Here is a 17,825-nt window from a genome sequence, read left to right on the forward strand (position 1 = left end):
ATAAAAAAGGGCAACCCACTGGTTGCCCTTGTCCAATGATTAGCCTGAGTATTTTTCAAATGCCAGACAGGCATTTGTACCACCAAAACCAAAGCTGTTTGACAGAACCCGGTTCAGATCCCGTTTGACAGACTCACCTTTGATAATAGGAACGCCCGCGGCGCCTTCGTCCAGCGCTGTGATGTTGGCAGAAGCACAGACAAAGCCTTCCTGCATCATCAGCAGACTGTAGATGGCTTCCTGTACGCCTGCAGCACCAAGAGAATGACCTGAAAGTGATTTGGTGGAGCTGATTTCAGGGATGGCATCACCAAATACTGCCTTGATGGCGTTGATTTCGGTAATGTCACCGGCTTGTGTGCTGGTGCCATGCGTATTGATATAGTCGATGGGGCCCTTAACGGTAGACAGGGTCTGCTTCATGCAGCGTATGGCGCCGTCACCGGAAGGGGCTACCATGTCATAACCATCGGAAGTTGCGCCGTAGCCGACAATTTCTGCATAGATTTTCGCTCCACGGGCTTTGGCATGCTCCAGTTCTTCAAGCACGACCATGCCGCCGCCGCCGGCGATAACGAAACCGTCACGGGTGGCATCGTACGGACGTGATGCTGTCTCGGGGTTATCGTTATATTTGCTGGAAAGGGCGCCCATGGCGTCAAACATCGCGCTTTGCGACCAGTGTTCTTCTTCTCCACCGCCGGCAAAGATGATGTTTTGTTTGCCCAGCTGGATCTGCTCAAGGGCGTTGCCGATGCAGTGAGCGCTGGTGGCACAGGCGGACGTAATGGAGTAATTGATACCCTTGATTTTGAAGGGCGTTGCCAGGCAGGCCGAAACAGTACTGCCCATGGTTCGCGGAACACGATAGGGTCCCACACGCTTGATACCCCGGCTACGCAGGGTATCAGTACTCTCAATGATATTGTTGGAGGATGCACCACCGGAGCCGGCAATCAGCCCCGTCATTTCATTGGATACATCACTTTCTTCCAGGCCAGAGTCTTCAATAGCCTGTTGCATCGCAATATAGGCATACGCCGCGGCGTTACCCATAAATCGGAGGAATTTTCGGTCAATCAGGGATTCCAGGTCGATCTCGACGGAGCCGGAGACATGGCTGCGGAAGCCCATTTCTTGGTAGCTTTCATTCAGGCGAATGCCGGAGCGACCGTTCCTGAGGGATTCGGTCACGGCATCAGCAGAGTTGCCGAGGCAGGAGGTGATGCCAAGGCCAGTAATTACGACTCGTCTCATGAATTAACCCGGGTTATGTCAAAAATTATCGGTTGAGGTAAACAGGCCGACACGCAGGTCTTTGGCAACATAGATTTCCTTGCCATCGACGCTAACGGTACCGTCAGCGATACCCATGATCAGTTTACGGGTGATAACCCGTTTCAGATGTATGTTATAGGTTACAGTCTTATGCCGTGGCAGTATCTGGCCGGAAAATTTGACTTCACCGCAACCCAGTGCGCGTCCCCGGCCAGGGTTGCCCAGCCAGCCCAGATAGAAACCCACAAGCTGCCACATGGCGTCAAGCCCAAGGCAGCCGGGCATGACCGGATCACCCGGGAAGTGGCATTCGAAAAACCAGAGGTCCGGGGTAATATCAAGCTCGGCAATGATCTCGCCTTTGCCGAACTCGCCACCTTCTTCACTGATGCGAACAATACGGTCCATCATAAGCATATTGGGCGCTGGAAGCTGGGCGTTGCCGGGGCCAAACAGGTCGCCTCTGGAACAGGCCAACAATTCATCACGGCTGAAACAGTCTTTTTTCATCATGGAGGTCCGGTCAGGCCAAATCATTTCCCTATCCGGCATCAAGCGCCGGACTCAGCTGTAGGCAGTCACTGCAGAGAATTACTGTAGGTGTGCGCCTTGCACAGGGAGTCTAAACTTGCAGGTGACGGTGCTTCCCTGGCGTGCTGAATAGTGTGTCACTGTGGCACTATAACACTGGAGTATCGCTGCATTAATCACAATCGCCGATTTGTAACAAAAAACAAAACGACTGTACACAGATCGTAACGCATCATCAGAGATTAATTTGCTACGCAACTGCGTATAAAAGGTACTGTGATCGCTTTGCCATGAAGCTTTGCTGGGCGCTGATATTATACTTGTAAAGAATAAAAATGGTTTGTTTGTTGAGAACTGTTCTGGCGGGAGGTGGGCATTTGCAGGTCTGGCTCTTGGCTTTCACTGATCTCTTCTGTGACAGCTATATATGTATTGCTCCGTGCTTTAAATTTTGATCTTGGGAGGCGTATTTGGCATCTGCGCAATTATCATTGGTGTGTGTTTTTGTGTTGGCTCAGCCGCTTTACTTTTACAATTCCTGAAATGCTGCAGACTTTGTCGTTTATGCGACTTGAAAGGAATATTCCGTAAAAGTCATACAATAATCAGCATGTAAGCGTGTTCTAAGGTGCCATCCTCTCTATGAACATTCTGAATGCTCTGCTGGGCACAAATAGATAACTGATTTTGCCTGGGCTATGTGATGTAATTTGCGTGTGACATTGATTCAAGGCTGACTTGGCTGCGCCGTAGCTTGATACAATATTCTTTCAATCATTTTTAGCGTCCTTACAGATGTATTTATGAAAAGATAGGGTAATTGCTCGCGCTTTACCTTTACCATCAAGTATCATCTGTGAATTGGATATAACAGCTGTAACAGTGCATGACAGAACAGAATAGATCGATCAAAAAACATCGGATTGCCGTGATTGGTGGTGGTAGCTTCGGTACCGCTCTTGCCGATATAAGCGCGACCAAAGGTAACCATGTCCGACTTTGGATGCGTTCTGCTGAACAGGCGGAAGCGATGAATACGCATCACGTCAATGAACGCTATCTCCCCGGTTTTCCCATTAACGAGCATGTCCATGCGACATCTGACCTGGCCTTTGCCCTGGAAGACAGCGAACTGGTCTTTGTGGCGGTACCCAGCAAGGCGTTTCGTGAAGTTGTCCGGAACATGAAGGGGCTTGTGGATGGCAAGTTGCTGGTTTCCACCACTAAAGGGGTTGAAGCTGATACCTTTGACCTGATGAGCGATATCTTGCATGAGGAGTTGCCGGAGGCCAATATTGGTGTGCTGAGTGGCCCCAACCTTGCCAGGGAAATCATGGCCAAGTGCATCACAGCGACAGTCATCGCTTGTGAGGATGAGTCGCTGTGTCAGATGGTTCAGGATGTCCTTCACTGCGATTATTTCAGGGTCTACTCAAACCATGATCGATACGGCGTGGAACTTGGTGGAGCTCTGAAAAATATCTATGCGATTGTGGCGGGCCTTGCCGAAGCGCTGGGTATGGGAGAAAACACCAAGAGCCTGCTGATTACTCGAGCCCTGGCCGAGATGGGCCGTTTTGCTGTCACCATGGGGGCGAATCCGCTCACGTTTCTGGGGTTGGCCGGTGTGGGTGACCTGATTGTGACCTGTACCTCCAATCTCAGTCGAAACTTCAGGGTTGGGTATGCCCTGGGTCAAGGGAAATCGCTGGAGATCGCTGAAAAAGAGCTGGGTCAGGTCGCTGAAGGTATCAATACCTTGCGTCTTGTGAAAGAAAAGGCCGATGAAATGGGGGTTTACATGCCCATTGCTACCGGGCTTTATGAAATTATCTTTAATCAACATGATATTGCCGAAATCGCGCGAACCATGATGTTGCGTGAGCAGAAAACCGATGTTGAGTTTATTCTGAAAGAGTCCTGATCGACTCTCTCAGGTATTGCTTCATTAGGGTCGACAGAAGAGGAAGAGGTGGAACTATGGATGAAAAACTGAAAAAAAACCTGATGTCCGAATCGCTCTGGCTGAGGATCCTCTATATGGTGATCTTTTACCTGGTCAGCCAGATAGCCATTATGCTGGTGGCAGTACTGGCGGTTGCCCAGGCACTGTTTGGGCTGGTGACCGGTAAGCCGAACCTGAATCTGCAGGAGTTCAGTATGGGATTGAATCGTTATCTCTATCAGATTCTCTGTTTCCTGACCTTTAACAGTGATAAGAAACCCTACCCGTTCAGTGATTGGCCCAAGGTTGATCATGCTGAAGCTGTCGAGCAGTATCGGAACGAGTGATGTTATGAGGCTCTATATCATGCGTCATGGTGAGGCGGTTCCTTTTGCAGAAGCAGACAGGAACCGTTCTCTCTCTGAACATGGCCAGTGGCAGGTGTCAGAAGTTGCCCGACAGATGTCAGGCCTGCCATTAACCGGCATTCTTGCAAGCCCTTATTTACGCGCCCGGCAGACGGCAGAACTTATGCAGGCCGGTCTGCTCGCCGAGCTGCCTGTATCCGGTTGTGAAGAGCTGGCGCCAGATACTCCTGTTCGATCGGTGTTAAGTGCGCTGCCGGACAGTGGGCAGTGGCTGCTGGTATCTCATATGCCCCTGGTCAGCCGCCTTACCGGATTATTGATGGATGATGCCCCGGAACGGGGTATCATTTTCTCAACGGCCATGGTTGTTGGTCTGGATATTCCCGTTGCGGCTCCGGGACTGGCCACGGAAGCCATACGCTACCTTCCTTGACTCACTGATTTTCAGGCTTCCAGTGGGGGCCTGCGTCTTTCTCTATGAGAGTCTCTGTTTTTTGATGCTGGGGACGGAACCATAGCTTCTCTTTGATGTCTGATAGGAAAGCAAGGGCAGGGATTGCTCACTATACTCTCGCGTCTGACCCCTTGACGAAAACTGTTGCGAAATCGTTGATGCCGGAATGTCTTTGATGATTCACCCGGCCAATGTTCGCGGCAGTTTTTTTTACCGTTGATAAATGTCCGGGGGATTTCTGGAGGGGCGTTGGCATGTCAGAGCGGATTGTGGCATCCAGTTCTATGAGGGGGCACCTGGTAAGTCTGGTGGCGGCTTTGTTTTGTTGTTACCAGGTTTATATGCAGGCGTCGCCGGGAAGCATGGTTGGGGAATTAATGTCTGGTCTGGGTATAGATCTGACCGGGGTTGGACTCCTCGCGAGTTCTTTGGGGTATGCCTATCTGTTGATGCAGTTTCCTGCGGGTAAACTGCTCGACTGCTATGGATGCAGGAAATTATTGCCATTGGCTATAGCCATAATTGCCTGTGGATCCCTTTTGATAGCCTGGGCCGATACCTTCTGGATGGTTGCTTTAGGCAGGGTTTTTATGGGGTGTGGCAGCGCCTTTGCCATTGTAGGTTCTTTTTTGCTGGCATCGGAATGGTATGCACCGTGCTGGTTTCCGCTATTCGTCGGATTCTTTGAAATGGCGGGAGTGACCGGCGGCATCAGTGCAGCGACAATAATGCCAATGTTGATCGATCACCTGGGGTGGCGTATGGGAATGGTGATTAATGCGCTGACCGGATTGGTGCTTGCCATTACTGCGTTCCTGATCATTCGTGATGGGCAGTCTGCTCAGCAGGTTGGTATGGATGATTCTGGTCGTCATGATTCGGATACTTCATTGTTTAGAACTGTGCTGTTAAATGCACTCTATGGTTTATGCATGTTCAGCATGATCAATGTATTCGCCATGTTATGGGGCTTACCATTCCTTGAAACACTGTACCCAAATAATCATTATGAGGCAGGTCTGGGGCTTGCCAGTATGTATTTATTTGTTGCGTTTGGAACGCTTTTTTCCGGATGGCTGGCAGGTGCGCTAAATCAATGCCGTGTCTTAATGGTAGCCGGCGCTATTGTGGCATTGATTAATTTTGTCATCATACTGTATGTGCCATTATCGTTGTTTTTAATGATGGTCTTGCTGTCCCTGTTTGGATTTGGTACTGGTTTCTATGGTTTGGCTTTTCTTCAGTCTAAGCGTATAGCGCCGGGTAAAAAGCTCGGACAGATTATGGCTGTCATCAATGGCAGTATGCTGATCGGCGGTATTGTACTCCAGCCATGTGTTGGCTGGTTACTGGATCGTCAATTGATGCCTGGTCAAACGCTGGCTGCTGAATATTTTAAGCTGGCTTTCAGTCCCTTGGTTGCACTGTTGATTGTTGCATTGTTTGTCGCCTGTTTGTCAGGCGATCCATGGTTTGTAAGGGGGCGCGGTATATGATGAATTTGGCAGGGACGCCATATGGGAACGTAAAGATACAGTCATTTTTTGCTTACTGCGTATGCGGTCTGTTTGTTGCATTGCAGTTTATGGTGCAGGGTTCTGTCAGTCTGATGGTACCGGAGTTGATACAGGCTTTTAATATTGATATTGCCGGTATCGGTTTATTGTCATCCTGTTTTTTTTATCCTTATGTTTTCATGCAAATTCCGATGGGACGTTTTATCAGCCGTTATGGCGTTAAACGGGTTTTATTTTATTCGGCTTGCCTGCTATCAATAGGGTGTGTCGTCTTTTTAACGGCAACCGGATTTTATCAGGCAATGTTCGCACGGATGTTAATGGGTTTGGCCAGTGCTGCGGGGGTTGTTTCTACGCTTGAGGTGATCTCCTTGCTATTTGCTGTCCGATGGTTTGGGTTGTTGGCAGGTATCATGGATGTTGTCAGCATGATGGGAGCCGTTGCCGGAGAGTGGTTTATCCCTCGAGCGATGGAAGATATTGGTTGGGATGGTTTTATATTAATAATCGCTATAGTGTCATTCTTGTTGGCATTGTTTGCACGTGTTCTTTTGCCTTGTCGAGCACAACTGAAAGAGCAAGATAACGCTCAAGAACAATCTGTTATCTTTGAGGTTTTAAAAAATAAGCATATTTGGAAGGTATCCATCTATGGTGGGCTGGTATTTGCGCTTGTTAATTGCTTCGCGGCGATGTGGGCTGTGCCTTATTTTTCGTTAGTATTTGATAGTTCAGTTGCTGTTGCGGATATCGTTAGTTTTGTGTTTATAGGAACAGCGATTGGAGCACCTTTTATTGGTCTTCTCGGAGGTTGTCGTCATCAGGCAAGACGAATAATGCTATTGTGTGGCGTTGTTTGTATTGTCCTGTTATGGGTTGTTATTTATTGTCCTGTCTCTGAGCAAATGTTAAGTGTCAGCTTGTTGTTGGTGGGGATTGCGTGTGGCGTTTATGTTATTCCTTATGTGCAAGTCAAAAAGTGGTGTGATGTGCGTCATGTTTCTGTTGCGTTAGGTATGGTTAATATGGTTGAAGTTTTGATTGGTACGGTTTTATTTCAACCGCTAATCGGTTTCCTTTTAAATGTTTCTGGCGGAAAGGTGTCAGTTTTTTCGTATCATTTTGCCTTTAGTGTGTTGTTGATTGGTCTTGTGTTTTCAGTCGTTATTGTTTTTTTTGATGGAAAAGACAGGTTTTAAAAATGATTATGGTCGTGATTGTGATGAATTGTTATTGATTTTTTGATGGTTTTTGTGTGATTTAAAGGGGCGCTGTTTGGTTGTATGGAAATATAATAACTTTAAATAATGTGAAGTTGTTTTTGTGGGTTTTGCCTGATGAATATGGAAAGCATTGATAAATACCTGTTGGCAGGTTCGGAGGGTATGGCTCGGTGTATTATCGTCAAATTGCTCCACCATTTTGTCCGATTAGCTAGATAGCTTCTATTGCTCTTTATCAGGTATTTCTTTGTTGGGTGCCAAAACTCCGATATCTGAATGCTCTATCAAAAATCGAAAATCCAATGCATAAAGTCATGCTAATTCTGGCTAGCTTCCCACTGATATCGATAGCTGTTGTCAAAGGGGATCGATACATGCGATTCTCGTTGAAATCTAATTGTTGTCGTATAGTTTCAGTGCTGAGAGTATCAAGATGCCTATTTGGAAAAAGCAGTTTACCCTGGAAGGTCTGAACAGAGGGATAGAAAATACACTGTGTCAGCATCTTGGAATGGTCGTGACAGAGGTGGGTGACAACTATGTCTTAGGTACCATGCCTGTCGATTCCCGTACCAAACAGCCAATGGGGTTGTTGCATGGGGGAGCCTCCGTGGCATTAGCTGAAACATTAGGGAGTTTGGCTGCAAACCTGGCCGTTGATCATGAGAGCTATTGTGTTGGCCTGGATATCAATGCGAACCATATACGTAGTGTTAAGTCAGGATTGGTATTTGCGAAAGCTGCAGCAACGCATATCGGAAGGTCTACACAGGTGTGGGAAATCACTCTTGAAGATGAAGAGGGGCGTCTGGTCTGTATATCTCGTTTGACGATGGCCGTTAAAAGCCTTGCGGCTTAGGTTGATCTATTTTGTTTGAGGCTGGATCTTTAATGACATTACCTTTATGCCAGGTTGATTGTCCAAACCAGGATCAGAAGACCATACCGGTAGAGTTCCTGGTGCTTCATTACACGGCAACAGATTTGTCGAATACCTTGCGCATCTTTCAGGATGCACGACAAGGTGTGTCTGCCCATCTGGTTATAGATGTTGATGGTATGGTCTACTCCCTGGTTGATTGCCTGAAGGGGAAAGCTTGTCGAGCCTGGCATGCCGGGCAGAGCCGTTATGATGATGGCGTAAAGAAATGGACCGGCTTTAATGATTTTTCTATTGGTATTGAGCTGGTGAACTTTAACGGGAATCTTTTTCCCTTTACCGACGCCCAGTATCAATCGCTTGCAGCTGTCGTTTTGGTGCTGAAGCAGCATTATCCTGCATTGTTAAATCCTGACCGGGTTCTGGGGCATGAGCAGATAGCCGGTTATCGAGGCAAAGTTGATCCTGGTTCCTGCTTTGACTGGGCTCGATTTTGGCAGATGTGTTATCCCGATGTGCAAGCGCCGGATCATCAACCCGTTTGTCCCGGTGATCTGCAAAAAGCCGCAAGTGACATGATACCATTCAGCCCCGATGATTTGGATGAGAAGGCGCAGTACTGGATGCGTATCAGTGCCCTGATAGAAACCGCTGTCAAGTTGGTCAATAGCAACAAGGGCTGACTGACAAAAACACGCCTGCAACTTGGCTGGCTTGACGGTCAGCCTGGTGTCAAAAGTCATTTACAGGTACTGACGTACTTGTCATAGTCTGCGGTCAATAACAAGAATAATGGTCCATGGAGTCCTGGATGCCGCGTACTTCTTCAAGGCTTAAAGATTCTCGCTTCTTTTTGACAAAACTCTCGTTGCTGTTCTCCCTGGTTTTTATGGGTGGTTGCAGCAGCATGGTGTTTAATGTCGCCACTGAATATACCCAGACCTACGCAGAAGACATTGCAATGCCGTATGTCATGACCACCAGCGATCCTGCCATGGGGTGTGCCATGGGGGATGCGATGACACCGGCATTGATGTCTATGAGCACTTTTCGTCGAGGCGCCAGCAAGCTGGGGGTGATGTCGTATATGTCATCCGCGTTATGCGCGGAGAGCCAGGCGCGGGAGCAGGAGCTTCGCTATCAACGGGCTTTGCTGCGGGGGGATACCATCGAAGCCCAGGATGCCAGGATCATGGTCAAGCGTGGCTGGGCGGTAGCCGCTGATCGACAGTACCAGGCGTGGCACCATCTGAGTCAATATTATGGTGAACCGGGTACGGGTTGTCCTGATCTGGAGTCTACCCAGGATGAACTGGTCTGGCTGCTCGGGTTGATTGGTGGATTACAGGCGGTTAACAGTGATATTCGGTCAACAGAAGGGCGTATTCCTCGCAGTATTGCCGCCCGCGTTGAGCGCAGCGCCCAGTGCCTGGATAGCCAGAAATGGTGGGGTGTACCCAAGGCCATTCGTGCGACCTTATGGGTAATGATTCCCGGTGTTGTTCCGGAAGGGGAAGATCCATGGCGTCGTCTGCAGGAAGCCAGCGCTACCGGTGTTAACAATGGCGTCAGGCTGGCAAATATATTCCATGCCATGGCTGCTGTCAGTGCGGGTGATGAAGGTTTGGTTCGCCAGCTGATCCGTGACCATGCGCAGGCTGAGAAAGGTCGTTTGCCTGATCCGGATTACCAGTTGATTGATGCCATGGCTCATGAGCAGATGCTGGGCATTTCCGATGCCTTATGGACTGCCGCAACCGGTAAGAGAACACCGACCGGTGCGTTTGGTCGCTTCTGGGATGATAAGCAGGATGCAATCGAAACCATTGATATCAATGATTTGCTCTAAGTCTGTTTGATCTGTCGTACAGCTGATAAAAAGAAGAACAATATAAAGGATGGTTTTCATGTCCCATCGTATTCGTCGGCCACTGTTATCACTGTTTGCCGCCTGCCTGTTGACGGGTTCCGTTTCCGTTCAGGCCGCTTTGAGCAAGAATACCTTCTGTATTTTTGACCCTGTCGGAAATAATGGCGATGTGTTGGCCCTTATGAAGGACTACAAGACAGAAGCCTTGTCCTGGGGGGTTGATCTTGACTTGAAGACCTTCATGGATGAAAGCGTCATTGTCGATGAGTTGAAGGCGGGTCAATGTGATGCCGCTGCCTTTACCGGTCTCAAGACGCGAGCCTTCAATCGCTTTACATCAACGGTGGAGGCAGTGGGTGCCTTGCCGGATTACACAACCCTGAGAACCACCCTTCAGACGCTAATGAGTCCGAAGGCAGCCAAACTTATGCGCAATGGCCCCTATGAAGTGGCAGGAATTATGCCTGCCGGTGCCATCTATGCGTTTGTCAAAGACCGGGAGTGGGACAGTCTCAACAAAATCCAGGGCAAGAAGATTATTGTCATGGAAGGTGACGATGTCTCCCAACAGCTGGTGCGACAGGTGGGTGGAACGCCGGTCAGTGGTAATACAACGAATTTTGCCGGTAAGTTCAATAACGGCAGCGTGGATGTCACCTTTGCGCCAGCTGTCGCCTACGAACCGCTGGAAATGTACAAGGGGCTGGAGCCGGGTGGTGGTGTCGTTGATCACATTTTTATCCAGCTGACCTTCCAGATGGTGATTCGTCATGATCGCTTTCCAGAAGAGTTTGGCCAGAAATCCCGGCAGATGGCACTGGCCAATTTTGACCGTGCGTTCGCGTTTATTGGGAAAGCGACAGATAAAATTGATGATAAATACTGGGTAGAACCCAATCCCGCAGAAGTGGACGACTATCGGCAAATTATGCGTGAGGCAAGAATCGCACTCCGTGATCAATCGATTTACGACGCCAGGATGCTGAAGCTGATGCGCAAGGTTCGTTGTAAATATGACCCGGTACAGGCTGAGTGTGCAGAAAAGCTTGAATGATCAGCGGGTGCCTGATCAAACGACATTACCATAATAATAACAAGACGAGACCTCGATGTACGAAAGCGTTAGCCGTAACCGCACGTTGTCAGACTGGCTCTCCTCGCTGCCCATCGCGCTGGTTCTTCTGTTGGTCATTGTGCTGGAAAGCAGCAGTATGCTGCATTCCCGTCTCCTTTCCATTGGCAGCACCCTCTGGCCTGATTATCACGAACTGAGAATCCCTGCACCGGCACCGGTTTGTCAGAAGGATCTCGATATAGAGCGTGAGCTGGCCATATTGATGGCGAACCAGCAGGCGGATGTGGATGATGAGCTGGCGCTGTTTGATGAGGAGGCGCCAGATCCTGCTGTGCTCAGGGCTTCGCTGGAACGATCCCGGGAGGAATGCCGGCGTCGCCATGCAGACTATGACGTCCGCCAGGGGCAGGTAACCGATGAGCTCCAGTATTATGCGGCCTTTGAAGAGGGTATTGCGGCGATCGGTGATATTGCTCTGAATGCCTCCCGCTACATTCTGATGACGTTGTTGCTGGTGTCTGCTGCTTCGGCAACCCTGCTGCGTGATCATATTGCCCTGCGGGGCATTCGTACCCTGAGGGATCTGCAGATCTCCAGCCTGGCGCAGCTGGCCGGGAATGCCTTGTTGCTGGTTTCAGCGATTGCTTATCGATCGATGCAGGAAGCCTCAGGCATTGTCCCTGACCTGCAGCAGCACTGGATACAGTGGGGTTGGATTGCCGGCTTCAGTGTCTTGACCCTGGTCAGCCTGCTGCAATATTTACGGCGCCCTGAAGGTCTGGAGCCGGGCGGTACGATTGGTCATGCCCTGTTATGTATTCCCCTGTATAGCTGGATGGCGCTGATTTCCGGTATTTTCTTTATCCTGGTCGGACACTTGCCCGCGATGACGATCTACCTGGGCAAGATGCTGGATTTATCCGGCTTGTTTATCAATGTCGGGCTCTACGTCTGGATTGGTATGCTGCTCAAGCAGACGCGGATGGCCAGCCTTGTGTTTGACCTGTTTCGCCCCTGGCGTTTGCCGCCTGAAATGCTGGCGTTCCTGGCAATAATGGTGTCTGCCTTGCCAACCGCTTACACCGGGGCAAGCGGCATCTATGTGATTGCGGTAGGCGCCGTGATTTACCAGGAATTACGGCGGGCAGGCGCGCAGCGTCAACTCGCGCTGGCGACAACGGCCATGTCCGGCAGTATGGGGGTTATTCTCAACCCCTGTCTGCTGATTGTAATTATTGCCGCACTTAACAATGAAGTGACAACACAGGAATTATACGGCTGGGGTTTGTGGTTGTTCCTGTTGTCCGCATCGTTATTTTTAGTGGTTTCGATGGTATCCCGTCGTGCAACACTGACGGTTTCTCCCGTCGCAGACGCCTGGCCGGAGACGCTCAAGACATTAAAAAAACTGGTGCCGTATGTGCTGGTGATTACGGCCATGGTCCTCTGGTACCGCTGGGGACTGAATACGGCACTGGATGAGTTCAGTGCCCCGGTGATCTTGCCGGCAGTGATGTTGGCTGTAGTGATTCTTGATCAATGGTTGCGTCGTCGGGAAACCGCTGAGAAGTCTGGCAATATCGTCAAGGATACGGAGCTTGCCGTTCGTCACGCGACCGGTGAAGCGTCGGCACATATCGGGGCACTGTTGATGCTGATGGCATTATCCATCTGCCTGGGCGGCGTCTTTGACCGGGGAGATGCCATTTCCATGTTGCCAGAGGATCTTTCTTCCGTCTGGCTGACCATGGCGTTGCTGGTGGTGATATTGGTATTGATCGGCATGATCATGGACCCCTATGGTGCTGTGATCCTGGTAACCATTACGTTGACCGATTTTGCCTTTAGTAATGGCATTCAGCCGCTGCACTTCTGGATGGTGACACTGATTGCCTTTGAACTGGGCTATCTCAGTCCGCCCGTTGCACTGAATCATTTGCTGACCCGGCAGGTGGTTGGCGATGACGAAGTGGATCGCGGTGCCGTGTCTGGATCGTTCTGGCGGCGCTATGAACGGTTTGCTTTACCACTGTTGGTGATGGCGATCACATTGTTGCTGACCGCCTTTGTTCCGCTGATGTTTTACGCCTGACAAGGTGGCATGGTTCTGATTGTCAGCCATCAGAACCATTCCGCTCTTTACGGCAGCGTCATGCTCTCTTATTCTTAATCAAACGCTTGTTTGAAATAAATAATAGAGCGCCACGATGTTGCCAATTCACTTTGCCCATGCCAATGGCTTTCCTGCGCCAGTTTACAGAAAATTTTTTTCTGCCCTTGAACGGCAGGGGTTTTCTGTCAGTTGGCTGGAGAAGCATGGTCATGATCCTTCGTTTCCTGTCACTGACTGCTGGCCTCACCTGGTCGATGAGTTGGTGGCTGAAGTTCGTCGTCAGCATACCAGGCCAGTGCTTGCGGTCGGGCACTCGTTGGGTGGCGTGCTGAGTCTGTTTGCTTCATGGCAGGCACCGGAACTCTTCCGGGGAGTCATTATGTTGGATGCGCCGTTGTTAACGCCCCTGGAAGGTAGCCTGGTGCGCCTGATCAAGCGTTTGGGGGCCATCGACAGGATTACGCCGGCAGGACGAACCCTCGGGCGCCGAAGTGCCTGGCGAAGCCGACAGGAAGCCATGGATTATTTCCGGAAAAAACCCTTGTTTCAGCATTTTGATCCAGAGTGCCTGGCGGATTATGTGGATCATGGGATGGTTCATGGGCCGGATGGCGTGCGCCTGGGTTTTGATCCTGATATTGAGATCAGCATTTATCGCAATATCCCTGACCGTTGGCCGCGTGCAGTCAAGCCCTTTCCGGTGCCTACGGTAGTGGTTTACGGTGATCGCAGCGATGTGGTGATGCCGCATATGATTATGGCGATGCGCCTTCGCCGTCAGGTGCGTGTTCAGAAAGTGCCCGGTGGCCATATGTTCCCCCTCGAACAACCTGAGCAGACGGCACACAAGATAGCTCGTTTAGCAGAAACCATGTAAATGGATCCATCATCGTGAAAGAATTCAAAATAACAACGCCGGATATGACCTTTGCAGCCTGCCAGTGGGGGCCTGATGATGCGCCAGCCGTTTTGGCCCTGCATGGATGGCTCGATAACGCGGCAACGTTCAACCGTATGGCCCCACAGCTAGAGGGGTTCAGGATTATTGCGATTGATCAGGCGGGGCACGGCTTTACCGATCATCGCAGTCCTGATGCCAGTTATGCGATATGGGATTATGTCACTGACCTGGTTGACGTCGCGGATGCACTTTCGCTTGATCGCTTTTCCTTGCTGGGGCATTCGATGGGAGCGATTGTCAGTGTGCTGACTGCCGGCGCGTTCCCTGAGCGTGTCGAGCGACTGATGCTGATAGACGGTATCTGGCCCATGCCGACAGAGGTTGACCAGGCGCCGGTTCAGCTGGCCAGGGCAATCAAAAACCGTATCCGGCTACGTAGTCGCAATAAATCGGTGTTTGCGTCGAAAGATGAGGCAGTGGCTGCACGCCTGAGAGGTTTTGGCGCGATCAGCGAAACGGCAGCACGCATTCTGGTCGAACGTGGTGTCGAGCCCTGTGATGGCGGCTGGACCTGGCGTACAGATGCCCGTTTGACCTTGCCTTCCGCCATGCGGCTGACACATGCCCATGCACGTGCTTTCACGAACCGTCTGACAATGCCAGCGTTATTGATAGCCGCCGAAGGCGGTATAGTCCTTGAAGGCGTGAAGTCGCATCAGAGTGAACTGGATCACATCATAATCAAGACATTGCCTGGTGGGCACCATCTTCATCTGGAAGATCAGGCGGAGGAGGTGGCTCAGTTGCTTGGTGGATTTATGTCAGAATCATGAGCCTTCAGAGGAGCCGCCATTGAGGACGGCTCCGGTACCGATGATCTGGGTGACTCAGACCGTTGATGTATCCTTGATCTTCTTGAGGGCAAGACGGATGTCCAGGTCCAGCTCATCAGGCGCTGTGGTCGGGCTGTAGCGAATGACTTTGGACTGGTCCGGATAAATCAGGAATTTGGTGAAATTCCATTTGATAGCTTCAGAGCCTAATACGCCCGGTGCTGCACTCTTGAGCTCTTTGAACAATGGATGAGCATTGTCTCCATTGACATCGACCTTTGAGAACATGGGAAAGCTGACGCCATAGTTCTTTTCGCAGAAACTGGCAATTTCATCGCTGTTACCTGGTTCCTGATGACCAAACTGGTTGCAGGGGAAGCCGAGAATAACCAGACCCTGGTCATGGTACTTCTGATAGAGGGCTTCCAGCCCTTGATACTGTGGCGTGAAGCCGCATTTGCTGGCAGTGTTGACGACCAGTACAACATGGTTGTTAAACGCTGACAGGGCTTGAGGTTTCCCATTCAGCAAGGGCATTTCGTGACGTAATAGATCCATGAGGACACCCGTTTTTTGTGTTTCTGGTGGGGTATTGTACGCATATTTACGCATCCATGAGGATGTGTATGAGTGTTTTTTCAGAACGCTGACATAGCTCAGCGAACCTGTAATGATGAATAGGTTTCTTCTGCGGTCTGGTTTCCGACCATTTCATCATAGGCACTGTGCTGTATGAGGTTGACCGGTTGATTAATATTGCCCAGGTAGTCTGAAGCTTCACTGATACTATGGAAAATTATGGGCAGTGACGGGTCTTTGTCTGTCAGAAAATACCGGTTTTCCCCTTTGGTAACCTGGCAGAGATAAATATCCCCCTCGCTGGCAACCAGGTTGATTTCGGTGCTTGGCTCTTCGCGTATGAGCTTCTTTAACGCTTTGAGTTTCATACCAATTTTCTCCCTTGCCAAGGTGCAGTTTGCTTTTATCTGAATGTTTACATTTTTATATTAAAATATTAGACAAAAAATATAATATGTACAAATAAATGGTAATTTTAATTGTACTGCTGTTTTTCTGGCAGGTTGCCATTTGTCGAAGAGCGTGAAAATAGCATCACGCGATATTCAAGCTAATAATTAAGCTAATGGCGGTATCTTGAAACAGGGTGGTTTTCTCAATTCCACGTAAACGACAGGGAGTGTCGATGTTTGCCTTTATCGATGGCCGCAAGATTCTGGAGCCAATTGTGTTTGGTGTGCTCATGGTCGTATTGGTGCTGACGGTTCAGGGTTATTTTGCCCAGCGCAGCATGCCCAGGGATCAGGCACCGGCTGTTTCGGGGCGCTTGATTGATGGTGAGTTTGTTAATTTGGAGTCACTCAGTCAGGGAAAGCCTGTGTTGCTTTATTTCTGGGCAAGCTGGTGCATGGAGTGTCGTGCCATTAACAGTGCTGTTGAGAAGGTGGCGAAGGATTACCCTGTGCTTTCCGTTACCATGAGCTCGGGGAGCAGGGAATGGCTTAAGCAGTATATGAAAGCAAGAGAACTCAGTTTTCCCGTGCTGAATGATGTCACGGGTGCTGTCAGCCGGGATTGGGGCGTTACAACAGCGCCTTCGTTTGTGGTGGTGATGGATGGCAACGTACGATTCATTACCACCGGTTATACGAGCAGCGCCGGCTTACGGGCCAGGCTTTGGCTGGCAGGGACTTTCCTTCCATTTGCAGAGCAGGTCATGGCATGGTTTGAAGGTCTGAACGACAGTGAATCGTTAAATTGATGTAGGACGACGGTTCTGGCAGGCTGATTGTTCAGGCAAGTGGTAAACTGCAATTTTCATCCATCCTGTACCGGGTAGTTGACGACAATGCAAAGGATCTTGTTTTTTCTCTGTCTGCTTCCTTTCTGGAGCAGCGTTTCTTCTGCCAATCTTTCAGCTTCTGACAATTTGCCGGGTATTGACCGTTACCCCAATGCGGCGGTCGTTCGCCATGGCGAAGGGGATAGAGTCAATTACCCGCTGGTTGCGAGTAGCATCAAAAAAGTGAATGGGGTGGTACGTGCTGATGAGGAGCAGCGGCTCGATGGCAGTTGGCGTCGGGTGATTTACCAGATGCCGGATGGTCATAGCAGCGAAGCGGGGTTTCGTTTTTTCTCTGACCGTCTTGGGCAACTGGGCGTTCAAACGCTTTACAGCTGTGATGGGCGGCATTGTGGCCCCAGCAATCTTTGGGCGAATAAAGTGTTTGAGGAAGCCAATCTGTATGGACTGGACAAAGATCAATTTTACTTGCTGGGTGTGCGCAAGGTTGATGGTCATGCCGAGTACTATGTGTTGTACACGGTTCGGCGTGGCAACCGGCGGGTCTATGCCATGCTGGATCAATTGGTTGTCGAAGGAAGCCAGGGCCAGTTACTCGCTTCCGCTGAAAAGTCGCCGTTGCAATCAAAAGATTTTACCGGGGACTCTTTTTGGGATGTGGGCGTCGATCCTGTTTCTGGCATGATTTCACAGCAGGATATCGACAGGATTCTGGCGCAAATACAACAAAAGGGTTTAACACAACTCCTGCTCGCCGGTTCGGTTCCAGCGCTCAGTGATCTTACGCTTGAGCAGCAACTCGAACGATCCAGACAGTATGCCCAGTCGGTAAAAATGCGTTTGATTGATGCAAATGTGGACGAAGAGCGGCTGTTTGTTATTGGCACCGGGCCGCTGCTGCAGGAAAAATCAGGTAATGCGTTGTCCTTTGTCCGGGTAATGGTTGTGAAATAGCTTCTCCAGTCTTATATGGCCTGCCATTGATGTCCTTTATGTGTCTGACTTCACCTAGGCT

General features: G+C 50.0%; 18 protein-coding genes. 14 read left to right on the top strand and 4 right to left on the bottom strand.

Features of this window, described 5'->3' with window-relative positions:
* Nucleotides 1–39: 39 nt before the first annotated feature.
* Both fabB and fabA read right to left on the bottom strand, forming a co-directional pair.
* Complete coding sequence (fabB, locus tag AC27K1_RS02325; protein ID WP_487148027.1) at nucleotides 40–1,257, bottom strand: beta-ketoacyl-ACP synthase I; 1,218 nt, start codon at nucleotides 1,255–1,257, stop codon at nucleotides 40–42.
* Between the two features lie 18 nt (nucleotides 1,258–1,275).
* Nucleotides 1,276–1,791 carry a 3-hydroxyacyl-[acyl-carrier-protein] dehydratase FabA gene (gene fabA, locus AC27K1_RS02330; protein WP_487148029.1) on the bottom strand — a complete coding sequence of 172 codons (516 nt, stop codon included), beginning with the start codon at nucleotides 1,789–1,791 and terminating at the stop codon, nucleotides 1,276–1,278.
* Nucleotides 1,792–2,695: 904 nt separating this feature from the next.
* On the opposite strand from fabA, the gene AC27K1_RS02335 reads away from it, so the two are divergent.
* The 12 genes from AC27K1_RS02335 to AC27K1_RS02390 all read left to right on the top strand — a co-directional run bounded on the left by AC27K1_RS02335 (nucleotide 2,696) and on the right by AC27K1_RS02390 (nucleotide 14,988).
* On the top strand, nucleotides 2,696–3,733 hold the full coding sequence (locus AC27K1_RS02335) for an NAD(P)H-dependent glycerol-3-phosphate dehydrogenase (RefSeq protein WP_487148031.1): 1,038 nt from the start codon (nucleotides 2,696–2,698) through the stop codon (nucleotides 3,731–3,733).
* A 56-nt stretch (nucleotides 3,734–3,789) separates the two neighbouring features.
* Nucleotides 3,790–4,101: a DUF4389 domain-containing protein gene (locus AC27K1_RS02340; protein ID WP_487148033.1), complete on the top strand. Its 312-nt coding sequence runs from the start codon at nucleotides 3,790–3,792 to the stop codon at nucleotides 4,099–4,101.
* Nucleotides 4,067–4,555: a SixA phosphatase family protein gene (locus AC27K1_RS02345; RefSeq protein ID WP_487148035.1), complete on the top strand. Its 489-nt coding sequence runs from the start codon at nucleotides 4,067–4,069 to the stop codon at nucleotides 4,553–4,555. The genes AC27K1_RS02340 and AC27K1_RS02345 overlap by 35 nt, the downstream gene beginning before the upstream one ends.
* Before the next feature lie 275 nt (nucleotides 4,556–4,830).
* Entirely contained in the window at nucleotides 4,831–6,072 is a 1,242-nt protein-coding gene (locus tag AC27K1_RS02350; protein WP_487148037.1) for an MFS transporter, read from the top strand.
* Complete coding sequence (locus AC27K1_RS02355; protein WP_487148038.1) at nucleotides 6,069–7,292, top strand: MFS transporter; 1,224 nt, start codon at nucleotides 6,069–6,071, stop codon at nucleotides 7,290–7,292. Before AC27K1_RS02350 ends, AC27K1_RS02355 begins: the two co-directional genes overlap by 4 nt.
* Nucleotides 7,293–7,749: 457 nt before the next feature.
* A complete protein-coding gene (locus tag AC27K1_RS02360) occupies nucleotides 7,750–8,175 on the top strand; it encodes a hotdog fold thioesterase (protein WP_487148039.1) in 426 nt (141 codons plus the stop codon).
* 32 nt (nucleotides 8,176–8,207) lie between these two features.
* Complete coding sequence (locus tag AC27K1_RS02365; protein WP_487148041.1) at nucleotides 8,208–8,879, top strand: N-acetylmuramoyl-L-alanine amidase; 672 nt, start codon at nucleotides 8,208–8,210, stop codon at nucleotides 8,877–8,879.
* Nucleotides 8,880–9,007: 128 nt separating this feature from the next.
* Entirely contained in the window at nucleotides 9,008–10,045 is a 1,038-nt protein-coding gene (locus tag AC27K1_RS02370; RefSeq protein ID WP_487148042.1) for a hypothetical protein, read from the top strand.
* Nucleotides 10,046–10,103: 58 nt separating this feature from the next.
* Nucleotides 10,104–11,120, top strand: a complete 1,017-nt coding sequence (locus AC27K1_RS02375; protein ID WP_487148044.1) for a putative solute-binding protein — start codon at nucleotides 10,104–10,106, stop codon at nucleotides 11,118–11,120.
* Between the two features lie 55 nt (nucleotides 11,121–11,175).
* Nucleotides 11,176–13,233, top strand: coding sequence for a TRAP transporter large permease subunit (locus AC27K1_RS02380; protein ID WP_487148045.1), 2,058 nt, complete (start codon nucleotides 11,176–11,178; stop codon nucleotides 13,231–13,233).
* A 115-nt stretch (nucleotides 13,234–13,348) separates the two neighbouring features.
* Entirely contained in the window at nucleotides 13,349–14,131 is a 783-nt protein-coding gene (locus AC27K1_RS02385; RefSeq protein WP_487148046.1) for an alpha/beta fold hydrolase, read from the top strand.
* A gap of 14 nt (nucleotides 14,132–14,145) precedes the next feature.
* Nucleotides 14,146–14,988, top strand: a complete 843-nt coding sequence (locus AC27K1_RS02390; RefSeq protein WP_487148047.1) for an alpha/beta fold hydrolase — start codon at nucleotides 14,146–14,148, stop codon at nucleotides 14,986–14,988.
* 54 nt (nucleotides 14,989–15,042) lie between these two features.
* Here the strand turns inward: AC27K1_RS02390 and AC27K1_RS02395 are convergent, their stop codons facing one another.
* Together AC27K1_RS02395 and AC27K1_RS02400 are read right to left on the bottom strand one after the other, a co-directional pair.
* Complete coding sequence (locus AC27K1_RS02395) at nucleotides 15,043–15,546, bottom strand: glutathione peroxidase (protein WP_487148048.1); 504 nt, start codon at nucleotides 15,544–15,546, stop codon at nucleotides 15,043–15,045.
* 98 nt (nucleotides 15,547–15,644) lie between these two features.
* On the bottom strand, nucleotides 15,645–15,935 hold the full coding sequence (locus tag AC27K1_RS02400; RefSeq protein WP_487148049.1) for a DUF6482 family protein: 291 nt from the start codon (nucleotides 15,933–15,935) through the stop codon (nucleotides 15,645–15,647).
* 257 nt (nucleotides 15,936–16,192) lie between these two features.
* Here AC27K1_RS02400 and AC27K1_RS02405 point away from each other — a divergent pair, with 257 nt between their 5' ends.
* Entirely contained in the window at nucleotides 16,193–16,768 is a 576-nt protein-coding gene (locus AC27K1_RS02405; RefSeq protein WP_487148050.1) for a protein disulfide oxidoreductase, read from the top strand.
* Nucleotides 16,769–16,855: 87 nt separating this feature from the next.
* A complete protein-coding gene (locus AC27K1_RS02410; RefSeq protein WP_487148051.1) occupies nucleotides 16,856–17,764 on the top strand; it encodes a DUF4892 domain-containing protein in 909 nt (302 codons plus the stop codon).
* Nucleotides 17,765–17,825 lie beyond the last annotated feature (61 nt).

The organism is Kistimonas ophiarachnellae, from assembly GCF_057552235.1.